Here is a 14,974-nt window from a genome sequence, read left to right as displayed (position 1 = left end):
GTCATTATAATTTGACACTTTTGAAATTTCAAATATATAATAAATCTATCTTATATACATTTGATGTATATAGACTTTTCTGATGGTCAAGATGCAGCGAAATAAGGGAGGGGCAAAACATGGAGAACATGAGTCTGGAGTTTCACAAGTTGCGCTGCTTTATTACAGTCGTCGAAGAAGGAAGTATTTCAAAAGCGGCCGTCTTGTTAAATATGACACAGCCCCCTTTGAGTACTCTGATACGAAAACTGGAAGATTCCCTGAATGTTACCTTGTTCGTTCGACACGGGAAGCGCCTGATCTTAACAGATACCGGACGTTTGCTTTATAATCGCGCCAAAGAGTTGGTAAAATCATCGGAAAACATCGTCCAGGAATTGGTTGAACAACACGAGGGGATGCGCGGTGTTGTTCATATTGGCTGTACAGGCTCCGCCAATCTCTTCATTATCCCGAAAGTAGTTGAACGGCTGCGAAAAATAGCGCCAAATATACAAATTCGGGTTAGAGTGGGCAACTCTGCCTTCATTGTTCGAGAACTGAGAAACCACACCCTCGATGTCGGAATTATCAGGGGCGTTTTTCGCGCTGACGATTTGGATATTTCACCGCTTCAATTGGAACCGCTGCTGCTCGCTTTACCGCCTGATCATCGCCTTTTAACACAACCCTCGATTCACATGCACGATTTGAAGGATGAAAAATTCTTACTGCTCACGACAACATTTGGTCATGGCATCTCGGATCAAGTGATTGAGTCCTGTCAGACGTCGGGTTTTTATCCAGACATTATCTATTGGGGAACCGAAATTTTACCAATGCTGCTGATGGTTAAAAACGGCATCGGGATTACGTTTGTCCCACAGTGTTTTCAAGAACTGCATCTTCCCGGGCTTCCTCCGTTGATCCCAATTTCTTCGCAAACCCTGCTCACCCGATCCAGCTTGATAACGGTAAAAAATCGTTACACGACTGCCGTTACCCAAAGATTTTTAGATGTTATTCGAGAGATTGTTGCGATTCATGACTCTGATCGCCAAGAGACACTGTCCAAAACGAAACGCCAATTTGCCCAAAAAAAGCCCAATCCTCTTTATAGGACTGGGCTTCGCGATTTCACACACCCTACACCGCTTCTTCCCTCTTCCCGAAAAACGTCCGCAGCGCCTTGTACACCTCGCCCTTCTCGCGAATCACACAATGCATGAACTTCGGCTCTTTGATGTGGCGGTAAGCCGACATCAGCGTGCTGTGGCGATTGTACTGATTGACTTCGCCGTATCCGAACAGATTGCAGCGATCCATCAGTTCCTTGACCAGCTTGACGCAGCGCTCATTGTCAGAGGTGAGGTTATCGCCGTCGGAGAAGTGGAACGGGTAGATGTTGTACTGCGAGGTGGGGTAACGCGCATCGATAATCTCCAGCGCCTTCCGGTAAGCGGAAGAACAGATCGTCCCTCCGCTCTCCCCTTTGGAGAAAAAGGCATCCTCCGTTACTTCCTTGGCTTCGGTGTGGTGAGCGATAAAGACTATTTCTACCTTTTCGTACTTTGTCCGCAAAAAGCGGAGCATCCAGAAGAAGAAGCTGCGGGCGATGTACTTCTCAAAAATTCCCATCGAACCCGAGGTATCCATCATGGCGATAATCACCGCATTGGAGTGCGGTTTGACGATTTCTTCCCAGGTTTTAAACCGCAGGTCTTCATCGGAGATGCCAAGCCGCAGGTCGTCATAGCCAGCCAAACCGTTGCGCCGGATCGCGGCAATCAATGTCCGCTTTTTGTCTATATTGCTCATCAGGCCTTTTTTTCGCACATCGTTAAACCGCGTTTCCTCTACGATGATTTGGTCGTTGTCCTTTTGCTGCAGATTGGGCAGCTCCAGTTCGGCGAAGAGGATCTCTTCCAGCTCTTCGACGGTAATTTCCGCCTCATAGTAATCAGCGCCCGGCTGATCTCCGGCCCCGGAGCCTTTGCCGGGGGCCTGGGCGGGGTCGCCATCCTTCGCGATGACGTCCCCTACCTTCGTGTTGCCTTTGCCCTGACCGCCATGCTGCCCTTTTTGAAAATTATAGCGGAATCGGTATTCATCCAATGAGCGAATCGGGATCTTCACCACGTCCCGCCCATTTGACATGATAATGCTCTCCTCGCTGACGAGGTCCGGCAAATTTTTCTTGATGGCTTCTTTTACTTTTTCCTGGTGACGGGTTTGGTCTTGATGTCCTTTGCGGTGAAGCGACCAATCTTCTTTTGAAACGATGAATGTGCCATCGTTCATGCGTCTCAAGCCCCCTCCTTTATCTGTTTAACAAACTTCCTACGTAGCGGAGAAGCTCATTTGCACAGGTGGGGCAGTAGCTGTGTTCCTCGATTAACCGCTTGGTTACTTCGTTGATTTTCTTTAACTGGTTTTCGTCAGGTGTCTTTGTTGAGGTAGTAATTTTCACGACGTCCTTCAGATCGGCAAACAATTTTTTCTCAATCGCCTCGCGCAAGCGATCGTGCGTACTGTAGTCAAAGCGTTTGCCTTTCCGGGCATAAGCGGATATGCGGATGAGAATTTCCTCGCGAAACGCCCGCTTGGCGTTTTCGGAAATGCCGATTTGCTCCTCGATGGAACGCATCAGACGCTCATCGGGATCCATTTCCTCCCCGGTTACCGGGTCGCGCATTTTGTTCATGTTGCAAAACGCCTCGACGTTATCCAGGTAATTGTCCATCATCGTCTTGGCCGATTCTTCATAGCTGTAGACAAACGCTTTTTGCACTTCTTTCTTCGCCAGCTCGTCGAACTCTTTGCGGGCTGCCGAGATAAAGTTGAGATACCGCTCCCGCTGTTCTTTCGTGATGGACGGATGCTGGTCAAGCCCTTCCTTCAATGCCCGAAGAATGTCAAGCGCATTGATGCACTCGGTATCCCGCCGAATCAAAGCGCTGGAAATCCGGTTGATGACGTAACGCGGGTCGATTCCCGACATGCCCTCGTCGACGTGTTCGTTGCGCAGCTCTTCCAGGTCGGAGCCCTTAAATCCTTCCAGCGTCTCCCCGTCGTACAGGCGCATCTTTTTCAGCAGATCGACCCCTTGTTTCTTCGTCTCCTTCAATCGCGTCAGGATGGAGAAGATAGCGGCTGCCCGAAGCGCGTGGGGAGCGATATGCACATGGCTCAAGTCTGACTGTTTAATCAGCTTGTGATAAATTTTCTCCTCATCGGAGACCCGCAGATTGTACGGCACTGACATGACGATAATCCGCGACTGAAGTGCCTCATTTTTCTTGTTGGCAATAAATGACTTATACTCCGCTTCGTTCGTATGAGCAATAATAAGTTCATCCGCCGAGATAAGCGCGAAACGCCCCGCTTTAAAATTCCCTTCCTGCGTAAGCGACAACAGATGCCACAAGAACTTCTCGTCGCATTTTAACATCTCTTGAAATTCCATTAACCCACGGTTTGCCTTGTTTAACTCGCCATCAAAACGATAGGCCCGCGGGTCAGATTCAGAACCGTACTTCGTAATCGTCGAAAAATCAATGCTTCCTGTCAGGTCGGCAATGTCTTGCGATTTCGGATCTGACGGACTAAATGTGCCAATTCCGACGCGTTCGGCCTCCGAAAACAGGACGCGGCGCACCGGAAAATCTTCAATCCGTCCGTTAAATTCTGTCTCCAGTCTCATGCGGTTGTACGGGGTCAGCTCACCTTCAATTTTGACTCCCAGTTCAGCCTCGATCTCAGGGCGCAATTCGCGGGGAATGAGGTGGAGCGGTTCCTCTTGCATCGGACATCCGTCCAGTGCGTAGACTGCTCCTTCATCGGTACGGCTAAAATCCTCCAAGCCTCGTTTCAGCATCGTCACAATCGTCGACTTCCCGCCGCTGACCGGTCCCATTAAGAGCAAGATCCGCTTGCGAACGTCCAGCCTCCTGGCAGCAGAATGAAAATACTCCTCAACCAACCGTTCGATGGCACGGTCCAAGCCGAAGATTTCCCGGCCAAAAAACTTGTAAGAACGCGTTCCATCTTCATTTTCTTCTACGCCAGCACTTTTTATCATATTATAAACACGGGAATGAGCTGTTTGTGCAATCAACGGATTTTTGCGAACCAATTCTAGGTATTCGGCGAACGTCCCTCTCCACGTCAACCTTTCTTCACGGGCCCGGTGTTCGGCGATGCGTCTCAAGATATCCATGTTATTCACTCCTCCCTAGATCCGCCCATCTCTCTTCCTTCGATGTACTTCATGTATATGTCCCGCCTGAACCCTGCATTCTTAAAACTGGATGAGTGAGCCTTTCCCTATATTTATGCAATTCCACAGAAGATGTAACTCATCAGCGTAAAAAGAGCACTGGCAACAAAACTGCCATAGTCCCCGCGAGTAGGCGGTTTGCAATCGGGAAAAGCTACGGTATAATGTGAGGGAAGAAGGGATTGAAAGGAGTATCGGTATGGGTACCTTTATCGTTGCCGTTGTGTTCGCTCTGTTCCTCACCGCCATTCTTACGGCTGGTTACAACGAGGACAAGACATTCAATCTGTAGAACCGTCCAAACCAAAAAAGCTTCCTCTAGAGAGACCGCATCTCTTTAGAGGAAGCTTTTTTACGCAAATACACCCGTCCGCCGGGATATCGCCTGATACAGCTCTTCCAGCGAGCCGCGCTGATCCACAGGGTACACAGGCTCCCCGCGGTCTTCCTGGTAATTGTTGACGAGAAACGTCTTCATGCCCAGTTGGCCCGCAACCATATCCTCCTGCATGTGATTGCCGACCATGACGCATTCGTCCGGCGACACATTCAGTTTTTGACAAATTTCCCGGTAATAGTCAAGGTGCGGCTTGGTAAAGTGGGATTCTTCATACACCGTTACCAGCTCAAAATCGCCGGGCGACAAGTCGATCCAGGCCAATCGGCTGTGAATCGCATCGCGTGGAAAGATAGGATTGGTGGCTACAACGACGCAAAAGCCTTGTTCCTTGGCGGCCGCAACGATTTTTTTAGCCAGGGGCGATGGGAAGGCCAAATGGGAAAGAGCAGGAAACACCTCGCGATAGAACGCTTCAAACACAGGCCAAATTTCCTCTTTTTCCACTCCGCTTTTGCTGACGAAACGTTCAATGAAAACCTCTTCATTGGTCACATCAGGATCCTTGTTGGCGATCACGGCATGAGTCGCATCCCAGATCAGCCGCAGCAATGTCTCGGTGTCAAAGCGGTCCCCCACATATGCGCCCAGTTCCTTCAGATAGCCTTTGACAAACGGCTCCGTCCACATCTCCAGCAGAGTGCCGTCCAGATCAAACAAGATCGTCGTCGCTTTTTTCATCGCGCAGATTGCTCCTTTTGTTGTGGTATGCTCCCCTGAGATTAGTCAAGGCCGGGAAACCCGATTTGCCTGAGCGCCTCGTAAACGACAATGGCGGCACAGTTGGACAAATTGATCGAGCGGGTCGCTCCTCCCATGGGAATCCGGACGGTTTGGCCCGGGTACCGCTGAATGATCTCTTCCGGCAGCCCGGCCGTCTCCTTCCCCAGGATGATGTAGTCGCCGTCGCGAAAAGAGATATCGGTATAATGCTTGTCGCCGGAGGTTTCGACGAAAAAGAATCTGTCGGCATGCCCGCCGTGCTCTTGTTCAAAATGGGCAAAACTATCGTGATAATGAATCGAAACCGCATGCCAATAGTCGAGACCGGCCCGTTTCAGATATCGATCATCGGTGGAAAAACCGAGCGGGTGGATCAGATGCAGATGAGTGCCGGTGGCAGCACAGGTCCGGGCAATATTGCCCGTATTCGCAGGAATTAACGGTTCGTGCAGTACAATATGCAAAGCCATATTCGTTCTTCACCTCGTCCATACTCACCATCTATTATACAAACTGTCAAGCGGGATTGCGAACCTTCCTGCCTGCCGACCTGCCTCCAAAAAAAAAGCTTCCGTTAACCGCTGAACGGAGGCTTTTTGACAGGAATCTGTGTTCAGACGGCCAGACTGCTCAAGCCTGCCCGTAAATGTGAAAAAAGCTGTAGCGAATATTGCTGGTGTAGTCCGGAGAATCACGGTATTCCCAGTACCGCTGGCGGCTGCTGTTGGTATGGGCATTGACCAGCGGCTGCCCCAAACTGTCTTTTGCCGTAACGATTGCGCTGTGATCCCAGCGCCCATCCCCTTCAAAGTCGTAGCTGATCACGTCTCCAGGTTCCAGCTCCGCAGGGTCGGACAATACCGTGGCGTAAAAGGGAGCCTTGCCGGACTTCAACAGCCAGTAGAGGCTGTGGGCTACCGTCCAACTGTAGCTCCAGTCCGGATTGGATCCGCCGCGATACCACCAGCCCTGGCTGCGGCTGCCGGTATACACCATCGGAATCCCGCCCGCATACAAGCATTGCGAAATAAAGTTGGTGCAATCGTCATCGACAAACACCTTGAATGCCGGATTAGGCGAATTCCAGTAGGTCTCGGCATAAGCGACCGCCTGCTGTCGATCGTATCCCCCTGCCGCATAAGCCACTTCAACCGGTCCGGAGGTGGCGTCGCCGTCTGGTTCTTCACCCTCTGCTTCCTCTGCATGCGCTCCCGCTTCCATGTCTTCCCGACCGCCGTCCGGTTCATCCTCTTGGTGATGGTCTTGCCCTTCTGCTTGTTCTGCAGGAAAAAACTCGCCCCATGTATCGAGAAAAGACCAATGTTCCCCGTCCCGCATCAGCTTTACAAGCTGAACATGCGACAACTCCTGTAAAAAGGCCCTGTCTTGCTGCATGTAGTGAAGCTGGTGGTGAACCCTGATCAGTGCCTCTACCCGATTTCCGCCAATTTGTACGATTTGTAGCGGCACAGCATGCATTTTGGCCGCAAGTAGGTGAACCCCGCGGGCCTGATTTTGTTCCTTTGCCCGCTGCAGCCGTTCCCGCTCGTTTTGAGACGCTGCTCCTGCTGAAAAAAAGGGAGCCGCCAACTCATCCTTCCCGTTAACATATGCCTGATTGACCGCCGCCAGATACTCTTTGATCTGTTCCTTCCACGATGTATCCACGCTCAACACCACCACTCGCATTACTCTGAAGGCAGAACCGTACACTTCCTTCTTTGCAAGTGTATGCTGCGATTTTACCGTGTAGAAACGATCTGTTCAGGTTTCAGCCAGCCTTCCAGTGTCAGCAGGTGTTGCTTGATGGATAGACCGCCGCCGTATCCGACCAGCGCTCCATTAGAGCCGATCACCCGATGGCAAGGAACCACGATCGGAATCGGGTTGCGGTTATTGGCCCCGCCAATGGCCCTGACAGCCTTGACGGCGCCCAGCGCCATGGCAATCTCCTTGTAAGAACGCGTCTGGCCGTATGGTATCCGCGTCAACTCCTGCCAGACAGCCTTTTGAAACGGTGTGCCGTACAAGTCCAGGGGCAGGTCAAATGAACGTCGCTTCCCGGCAAAGTACTCATCCAACTGGGTCTGCGCAGCGAGGCTGCCGGCTTCGTCCCGAACAGGATCGCCTGCAAGATGCCACCTTCTGCACCATCTTTGCAGGGCGATAAACGCTGTATCCCCGCCCGCAAACTCGACAAAACACAACCCCTGTTCCGTTGACGCCAGCAACAGGGTACCAATTGGCGAATCCATCGTGGTATAGGTTACTGTGCTCATGCGTCCCGACCTCCTGAAAAATGAATGAATACTATTCGCTTTTTGCAGCTTTGGTTCTATTTCGCTGCCTTACATATGCCAAACAGCCAATAGACACAACCACAGGGACAAACAGATAACCAGCGGCAAAAGGTGCAACCGCAAGACAACAAAGAACTGCCAGCAGCGAAGATATCCTCCCGAAAGCATCGTTCCAAAGAAGCTTTACACATGCTGCAGAAGCGATGATATAGACCAGGATCCCGAGCGTAGTAGGCACTAGGATGAGTTGATCAACCGGGAACATTTTCCTTCTCTGGCAAGCGCGTAGCCGAGGCGCGAGGAGCTGGCAAGGAACACGTTGAGTGTTCCCAGGCAGACGATGCAGGCTATCGCCGCTGTTGCCAGCCCGGCGCTAAATCCCAGTGTTTTGCTCATCAGAGCCGCCAACGGCGCGATTGTCCCCATCTCCCCGTAGGTATGCGTCCCAACGGTAACGATGGAGAGCAGCGTATAGACGATCCCGATGAGGAAGACACTTGTCCACGTACTGCGCATCACGTCTCGTTTGCCTGCACCTTTTTCAGGCCCGAAATCCCTTGTGATACGCCGCTTCCAGGCTGTGAAAAAAGCAGACATTTCTGCGGCTGGGCGTTTTCGATTCACAGGACGGCCGGCAGCATATTTTTGTCGTCCGAACAGCATAGAAAAACAGGCTGTCGTACCGCGAATCGCAATTTATCACCGCACTCCACACGACTTCTTCTGAAAGGTCCTCCACTTTGCTCGTTCCCTTCCGATTTTTACCCTAGTTATATCATGCCTGTGCGCTTACGTTCGTCCTTGTTCTTGCGGACTAATTTTTGCAAGTCCACTATTACTTGGACGGATAACGGGGAAGAGACGTTTCTTCAAAAAAAGCCAATCCCTTGTGGATTTCTTCCAGAACTTCTGCCGAGTGCTCCTGCCCCTCTGCTTTGATCAGTGCTGCTTTCGCTTCTTCTCCTCCAATTTTCCCCAATGCCCAGGCCGCAGTCCCGCGAATGACGGGGCGCGGATCGTTTTCCATCAGGCGGATCAACTCCGGCACTGCACTGCGGTCCTTGAAGTGAGCCAGCGCGAGAATCGCGTTTCGCTGAATGGGCTTCTTTCCCCGCCACGATGCAGAAGAAGCGCCAAATTTCTCTTTAAATTCCTTGTTTCCCATCGTCAGCAGCGGCAGCAGCAGCGGCTTTGCCACTTCGGGTTCCGGGGAGAATTCGGGATGATGGCTGAAGTGTTTGCCCCGGTTCTTCGGACAGACCATTTGACAAGTATCGCAGCCGTACAGACGATTGCCGATCTTTGCGCGGTACTGCTCGGGTATAAAGTCCTTTACCTGGGTGAGATAGGAAACACACTTCTGGGCATCAAGCTGTCCGCCCTGTACCAGCGCCCCCGTCGGACAAGCCTCCACACAGATGTTGCAATCGCCGCACCCTTCCTCTACGGGAGTGTCCGGCGGCAGCGGCAAATTGGTCAGCAGTTCCCCGAGGTAGACCCAGGAGCCGTACTCCGGCGTTATCAGCGCACAATTTTTCCCGACCCAGCCCATCCCGGCCCGCTCTGCCACGGCCCGATCGGACAGGGCACCCGTATCCACCATCGACTCCACCCTAGCGGCCGGCTCGAGCTGCTTGATGTACGCCGTGAGCTGCTGCAGCTTGCTTCTCAGCACATGATGGTAGTCCGTCCCCCATGCCGAACGGCTGAGCATGCCGCGATAAGCGCCTGGCTCGGATTTTGGCGGGTTCTCCATCTTGGACGGGTAGGCGAGCGCAATCGAGATGAGCGACTTTGCCCCGGAAAGGCTTCTCTCCGGCACCGTCCGCTTCTCCAGGTCAGGCTCCTCAAAACCGGATTCGTAGCCTTTTTCCCGGTGGGCCACCAGCCGCTCCTTCAATTCAACGAACGGGTCAGCACTGGCAAAGCCGATTTTGTCGATCCCGATTTCTTTGGCGTAGGCAATAATCGCTTGTTTGGTTTGCTCCCAATACGCTGATGTGGTCACGTCTGTCGGATCGCCCCCGTGGCCAGCTCGTCGCAGCGGTTGTTCCATTCGTTATCGGCGTGGCCTTTTACTTTTACAAAGCTCACCTGGTGAACCTCCGTCAGACGCAGCAGTTCCTTCCACAGGTCCTGATTTTCGACAGGCTGGTTTTTGCTGTTCTTCCAGCCGTTTTTCACCCAGCCCTTATACCAGCCCTGGGCAAAACAGTTCACCAGATAAGCACTGTCGCTGTACAGTGTCACCTTGCATGGCTCCTTTAAAACAGACAACGCCTCGATCGCTGCCTGCAGCTCCATCCGGTTATTGGTCGTGTTCTCCGCCGAACCCGACATCTCTTTTTTATGCTGTCCGTAGAACAGCACCGCTCCCCAACCGCCAGGGCCGGGATTTCCGGAACAAGCGCCATCCGTATAGATTGTCACTTCTTTCATTCATATACTCCTCCCTGGCTATGCTTATCTTTATTGTACTGAACCATAAAGGCTTTCACAAAATGATTTTCGCGGGCGTGGGACGACTGTGCTATACTAACCTTCAAATGGATTTTTTAGGAAAGGAGCGACACTTTTGAAGGTCACGATCTCCCCTGATGTTTTTGACAAATTGCCGGACTTTTCGCTTGGCGTCATCCACTACTCTGATATCGCTCTCAGCGAATCTCCCAAAATGCTGCGGGGACGCATCAACCTATTCGTCGAGTCACTTCGGATCGAACACGAACCGGCCAAGCTGACGGAAATAGAAGGGATCCGCGAGTGGCGGGCAGCGTTTAAACGGCTCGGCATCGATCCCTCCCGCTACCGCCCCTCTTCGGAAGCGCTGCTGCGCCGGCTGATCCAAGGGAATCCCTTTCATTTGGTGAACTCTGCCGTAGATGTAAACAACTTCCTGTCGATACATTACGCCCTTCCCTACGGCATTTACGACCTGAGCAAATTATCGGGGCAAGTCGTGTGCCGCCTGGGTACGGAGACTGACGCCTATGAAGCCTTAAACGGCCGCGAGGTACAGATGAAAGGAAAACTGCTGCTGGCAGACGAAGAGGGCGCATTCGGCAGTCCCATCGTCGATTCTGTCCGTACTTCCGTCAAGGACGGGGCGAGCCAGCTATTGCAGGTCATCTTCTTTCATCCGATGCTGTCAGTCAAGCAGCAGGATGAAATCATCGGTTCGACGGCTCGCATGTTAACGGAGATAAACGGCGGCGAGGTTGTCTTCGCTGATGCAGTCAGAGCCATTTCATAGCGACAAACAAGAAAAAAGGCGCTGCTAATTGGAAGCAGGGCCGTTTTTTTCCTTTGCTTTCGGTTCGCGGAATACGACATGTTCGAGCAGCAGGGCGATCAACACCCCAAGCAGCAGCCCGTTCCCAAGCAAAAAGCTCAGCAGCGGGTGGATCGTCTTCCAAGCCTCCGTCGGTACAAACATGACGCCAATCCCGATCAACAGCGAGCTTCCGATGACGATGATGGATCGCTCATTCATCTGCACGCGAGTAAAGTCTTTTAACCCAAAACCGAGCAATTGCGTATACGTGACAAACATCGCAGCGTATGCAACAGGCGTCGGAATTGACGCCAAGAAATGTGATACGCCGGGAAGAATACCGATTGCCATCATGGCGATCATGGCCGCGATAAACGGCAGGCGCGAAGCCATTTTCGTGGTTTCAATCACTGCCGCAGACAAAGAGAGCGGTATCATCCCGACTACCCCGGACAAGCCTGACAATAAATGGGAAACACCCGTAAATACACCGCCTCGATTAAACTCTTTTGATCCCGCTTCCTTGCCTGTAACCCGTCCCAACACCACTACGCTGGTAATCAGGTTTGTCAACAGGACAAAACCGGTCAACACGCTTGTCAGCAGGATGCCTGCATCCCACTGCGGCGGTCCCCAAAAAAACAATTTGGGCCAGACGACCAGTTCGCTCGTCGGCCTCACGGGTTCTGCCCAACCCAGCAGCGCATATCCAATCCAACCCATCACCATGCCAAGCAGTACGGCGTAACTGGTTACTTTGGGAATTCGCATGAATAAGACCACAAGCGCCATGATCACGATCGATGCAACCGCGATTTTAGGCTGAACAACCTGGGACTGCTGAAAGTCGATGCCCAGCATGCCTTTCACAAAAGTGGTGCAAAGCGAAACAGCAAGCAAGATCATGTACGTCCCGGTGATGGTTGGCGTAAACCACTGCTGAATCTTTCCGATCCACCGCAGCGCCCCCAAAATGATAAACAGTACGCCGGCAACCATCAGCCCCAGTTCGATAGACTGCCCAATATGGCCCGGTGATAACCCCATTCCCGTGCCGATTTGCGCCAATATGAGAAATATGCTCCACCACATGCCGGCCGGCCCTTCGATCATCGGATAGCCATGCCCGATGACAGCTTGCAGGAGCGACGCCAATCCCACAAAAAAAATCGTCTGCTGCATAAAGCGTCCGATTTCTTCCGGATGTAATCCAAAGACGTTGCCGACGACGATCGGAATCGCAACCGTCGTCGACAAGGTCACGATCAGCCACTGCAGTGAGGATAAAAACGTGACCCCCATCGGGGGCCGGTCATACAGCGAATACCTCATCTTGTTTCCCCCCTGTTCTCATCTTTCTGGCGCAGCTGGCGATATAGCCGGAACGCCTGTTGAAAGTCATTCCATGCTTCACGCTTTGCCCGCTGCAGCTCTTCGCCTGTCTGCCTTAAAATATACGAGGGATGCCAGGTAGGAATGACAAATGCCCCTTCGTAAGCCAGCGCCTTGCCCCGAACGGCTGAAATGGATCGCTGCTCCGGAAAAAAGTGCTGCATGGCTACCTTCCCCAGTGCGAGGACGACATAGGGCTGGATGTACGCGAATTCCCTGTGCAAAAACTTTCGGCAAGGCTGGGTTTCTTCGCTGGTAGGTGTCTTGTTCCGGCCCGCATCATCCACTACGCGGCATTTCATGACATTCGTGATGTAGAGCTGTTCACGGGCTACCCCCAACTTTTCCAGAATAAGCGAAAGCAAAGTACCGCTAATCCCCACCAGCGGCTGCCCCCAAGCATCTTCGTCCTCGCCCGGTCCCTCGCCGACAATCATAAAGCGGCTACTGCTGTTTCCTACTCCCGGGACGCGATAATGACAAGTTTGGTGAAAACGGCAGTCGGTGCATTGCAATACATATCGACGAAGTCTTTCCAGCATGACGATCCGGTTGGTCGTCTCTACAGCCTTCGCTACATCCTCACTGCGGTAACCATCCGACGTCAGACGCCGGTACAAGTCTGGAAACGCATCTTCCGGCCTGCGCATTCGCTCTCACCCCGCCATTTCTGCCCAAAAAATAATGCGCCCTCCCGCTGCATAAGCGAAAAAGCGCACGACTGTTCTATCACTCGATTATGAATAACTCGCATTTACAGAAAAGTACATAAAAATGATGCCGGCAGAGGGACTTGAACCCCCACGGTTTCCCTCACGATTTTGAGTCGCGAGTGTTATTATAACACATGCGGAAATGAAGTCAAGGAAAAAGAATTTAGAACCCCTGAAAAGCCTTGTCCCGCAGGGAAATTTGACGTTGACTCAATTGCTCAAAATCATCGTCAAAGTAAAAAAACGCATTCATCCAAGGATTGGTATCGAAGGCCCGAACGAACTTATATAAGGAAGCCTTTCGACTTGCAAGAGTTTACTACCGGGAAACCTTCCGTATCTTCGATGTGCAAATCCCGCTTTCCGTTAAAGCCGGGGAAGCCAACTTTTACAGTCAAAGCATATCGAGTTTCATCCAAAATCCAAGGTAGCCTTGGCTTACCAAAGCTTGGCAAAGGGGTTGATACAAAATGGCAAGCAAACGCCCTGCGCCCAAGCTCTCCAGTATTGATGAACTGTTGCGGATAGCCCGCCCGGAGGATATGGCCAGCCATGCTCTTGCCCATGACGCCAACGCCGATGAAGAATATATACAGAAAAAGAAATACCTCCTAGGGAGTACATTGAGCTATCACCAAACTATTACAACTTAAAGTACGAAGTATTCACTTCCACCTCTTGAACGCCCATCGCTATTTTATCCCGCATCATCCCGATCAGTGGCGTCTGTCGGACGACCGGAGCGATCGTGCGGCGCAATCCGAGCAGCAGCGGATTTTTCATGGCGATCAGTCGAGCTTGCATCGCCTGGATTTTTTGAATTTCACCCACCGCCGGTTTACGGTACGATTCATAGCTTTTCAACGCCGACTCTTGCAGCGAGCCAGAGAGGCGATCGCTTTCATGATCGCATCGTGAGCGACGACCGCATCCTGAATCGCCAAACTGTTGCCTTGTCCGGAAAAAGGCGAGGCGATATGAGCTGCGTCACCAATGAGGAGCAGGCCATCCTTCACCCATTCATCCGTCATTCCAACCTGGATGTCCAGAACGGAACATTGTTTGAAACTTGTAAGATATTGGGGCAGTGCATCCTGCAAATCCGGCTCGACGGCTATTAGAGTGCGAATGAAATCGTCGATTCCTTTTTTCACTAACTCGGGATAGGTTTTTTTTCGTATTACCCAACCGACCTGTACAAGATCCTCCCCTTTCGGAATATAGATCAGCATGCCTCGATCCTCTATCTTGATTTGCAGCGGATAATCTTTTTCCAATCTTTTAGGCATGTCAAACCAGACAAAATCAAATTCAAATTTGTCCATCGTCTGGCTCATGTCTGCCAGCTTCCGAATGGTAGAGTAGCGGCCATCGGCGCCGACGACCAGCCGGCTTCGCAACTCAATTTCTCCCTCTGCGCTTCTTGCCTTAAGCCCGATAACGGAATTGTCTTGCTTCATCAGTTCTTTGGCTGTTGTTCCGCCGAAATAAGTAAAGTTCGGGAACTGCGAAGCTTCCCGGATGAAAAACTCAAGCAGCGGCGGTTGCGGCATGTTCAACCCGTAATTGTAGGGAGGATCAAGTTCGTCAAACCTGACTTCGAACAACATCTTCCCATGGTCCACAAATTTGAACACATCGACATGTTGATGAGGAATTTGTAAAATCTTATCCAGGAGTCCGATTTGGTCAAACAACTTCAACACCAAAGGTTGAAAAAAATACCCGCGAAACTCGCGATCCAAATCCTGATGCCGTTCCAGTAGTGCGATTCCGACCCCGCTTCTGGCAAGTAAATAACTAAGCATGCACCCCCCGGTCCAGCTCCGACCACCACAACATCCACATCGAATTTTTTCTGTTGTACAGAAGAATTCAACTCAGCAGCATTCATTTTGCATCCCTCATTTATTAAGT

General features: G+C 51.6%; 18 protein-coding genes. 3 read left to right on the top strand and 15 right to left on the bottom strand.

Going from position 1 to position 14,974, the window contains the following annotated elements:
- Positions 1-119 precede the first annotated feature (119 nt).
- A complete protein-coding gene (locus tag HGBM_RS27495) occupies positions 120-1,208 on the top strand; it encodes a LysR family transcriptional regulator (RefSeq protein ID WP_019121778.1) in 1,089 nt (362 codons plus the stop codon).
- Here the strand turns inward: HGBM_RS27495 and yhbH are convergent.
- The 10 genes from yhbH to rnhA form a co-directional block, all read right to left on the bottom strand.
- The gene (gene yhbH, locus HGBM_RS14345) at positions 1,126-2,280 is read right to left on the bottom strand and encodes a sporulation protein YhbH (RefSeq protein WP_019121777.1); all 1,155 of its coding nucleotides are present in this window, start codon (positions 2,278-2,280) and stop codon (positions 1,126-1,128) included. The two genes, HGBM_RS27495 and yhbH, sit on opposite strands and share 83 nt — an antisense overlap.
- Positions 2,281-2,299: 19 nt before the next feature.
- Positions 2,300-4,198 (bottom strand): PrkA family serine protein kinase, encoded by a 1,899-nt coding sequence (locus tag HGBM_RS14340; protein ID WP_019121776.1) that lies wholly within the window; start codon positions 4,196-4,198, stop codon positions 2,300-2,302.
- A 412-nt stretch (positions 4,199-4,610) separates the two neighbouring features.
- Positions 4,611-5,336, bottom strand: a complete 726-nt coding sequence (locus HGBM_RS14330) for an HAD family hydrolase (protein ID WP_019121774.1) — start codon at positions 5,334-5,336, stop codon at positions 4,611-4,613.
- Between the two features lie 41 nt (positions 5,337-5,377).
- Complete coding sequence (gene trmL / locus HGBM_RS14325) at positions 5,378-5,848, bottom strand: tRNA (uridine(34)/cytosine(34)/5-carboxymethylaminomethyluridine(34)-2'-O)-methyltransferase TrmL (protein ID WP_019121773.1); 471 nt, start codon at positions 5,846-5,848, stop codon at positions 5,378-5,380.
- Between the two features lie 160 nt (positions 5,849-6,008).
- Positions 6,009-7,046: an amidase domain-containing protein gene (locus tag HGBM_RS14320; protein WP_019121772.1), complete on the bottom strand. Its 1,038-nt coding sequence runs from the start codon at positions 7,044-7,046 to the stop codon at positions 6,009-6,011.
- A gap of 74 nt (positions 7,047-7,120) precedes the next feature.
- Positions 7,121-7,657, bottom strand: coding sequence for a methylated-DNA--[protein]-cysteine S-methyltransferase (locus tag HGBM_RS14315; protein WP_019121771.1), 537 nt, complete (start codon positions 7,655-7,657; stop codon positions 7,121-7,123).
- A 258-nt stretch (positions 7,658-7,915) separates the two neighbouring features.
- Positions 7,916-8,194, bottom strand: a complete 279-nt coding sequence (locus HGBM_RS28940; RefSeq protein ID WP_019121770.1) for an amino acid permease — start codon at positions 8,192-8,194, stop codon at positions 7,916-7,918.
- 25 nt (positions 8,195-8,219) lie between these two features.
- Positions 8,220-8,381, bottom strand: coding sequence for an Ada metal-binding domain-containing protein (locus HGBM_RS32520; RefSeq protein WP_390620979.1), 162 nt, complete (start codon positions 8,379-8,381; stop codon positions 8,220-8,222).
- A 132-nt stretch (positions 8,382-8,513) separates the two neighbouring features.
- Positions 8,514-9,686 (bottom strand): tRNA epoxyqueuosine(34) reductase QueG, encoded by a 1,173-nt coding sequence (queG, locus tag HGBM_RS14300; protein WP_019121768.1) that lies wholly within the window; start codon positions 9,684-9,686, stop codon positions 8,514-8,516.
- Positions 9,683-10,117: a ribonuclease HI gene (rnhA, locus tag HGBM_RS14295; protein ID WP_019121767.1), complete on the bottom strand. Its 435-nt coding sequence runs from the start codon at positions 10,115-10,117 to the stop codon at positions 9,683-9,685. Before rnhA ends, queG begins: the two co-directional genes overlap by 4 nt.
- Before the next feature lie 136 nt (positions 10,118-10,253).
- Between rnhA and HGBM_RS14290 the strand changes: the two genes are divergently transcribed.
- On the top strand, positions 10,254-10,931 hold the full coding sequence (locus HGBM_RS14290; RefSeq protein ID WP_019121766.1) for a B3/B4 domain-containing protein: 678 nt from the start codon (positions 10,254-10,256) through the stop codon (positions 10,929-10,931).
- Between the two features lie 24 nt (positions 10,932-10,955).
- On the opposite strand, the gene HGBM_RS14285 is transcribed toward HGBM_RS14290, so the two are convergent.
- The 3 genes from HGBM_RS14285 to HGBM_RS32515 form a co-directional block, all read right to left on the bottom strand.
- A complete protein-coding gene (locus tag HGBM_RS14285) occupies positions 10,956-12,284 on the bottom strand; it encodes a purine/pyrimidine permease (RefSeq protein ID WP_019121765.1) in 1,329 nt (442 codons plus the stop codon).
- Entirely contained in the window at positions 12,281-12,994 is a 714-nt protein-coding gene (locus tag HGBM_RS27480) for a uracil-DNA glycosylase (RefSeq protein WP_019121764.1), read from the bottom strand. The genes HGBM_RS14285 and HGBM_RS27480 overlap by 4 nt, the downstream gene beginning before the upstream one ends.
- A 347-nt stretch (positions 12,995-13,341) precedes the next feature.
- Positions 13,342-13,611, bottom strand: a complete 270-nt coding sequence (locus HGBM_RS32515) for a hypothetical protein (RefSeq protein ID WP_390620978.1) — start codon at positions 13,609-13,611, stop codon at positions 13,342-13,344.
- Here HGBM_RS32515 and HGBM_RS31715 point away from each other — a divergent pair.
- Positions 13,528-13,710 (top strand): hypothetical protein, encoded by a 183-nt coding sequence (locus HGBM_RS31715; RefSeq protein WP_019121763.1) that lies wholly within the window; start codon positions 13,528-13,530, stop codon positions 13,708-13,710. The genes HGBM_RS32515 and HGBM_RS31715 overlap by 84 nt on opposite strands.
- Here HGBM_RS31715 and HGBM_RS31710 read toward each other — a convergent pair.
- Together HGBM_RS31710 and HGBM_RS27475 are read right to left on the bottom strand one after the other, a co-directional pair.
- Positions 13,700-13,921: a hypothetical protein gene (locus HGBM_RS31710; RefSeq protein ID WP_019121762.1), complete on the bottom strand. Its 222-nt coding sequence runs from the start codon at positions 13,919-13,921 to the stop codon at positions 13,700-13,702. The two genes, HGBM_RS31715 and HGBM_RS31710, sit on opposite strands and share 11 nt — an antisense overlap.
- Positions 13,918-14,865 (bottom strand): FAD-dependent monooxygenase, encoded by a 948-nt coding sequence (locus tag HGBM_RS27475; RefSeq protein ID WP_019121761.1) that lies wholly within the window; start codon positions 14,863-14,865, stop codon positions 13,918-13,920. The genes HGBM_RS31710 and HGBM_RS27475 overlap by 4 nt, the downstream gene beginning before the upstream one ends.
- Positions 14,866-14,974 lie beyond the last annotated feature (109 nt).

This window comes from Brevibacillus massiliensis (assembly GCF_000311785.1).
Taxonomy (GTDB): domain Bacteria; phylum Bacillota; class Bacilli; order Brevibacillales; family Brevibacillaceae; genus Brevibacillus_C; species Brevibacillus_C massiliensis.
Note: the sequence above shows the minus strand (reverse complement) of the source record. Positions and strands in the feature narration are given on the sequence as shown.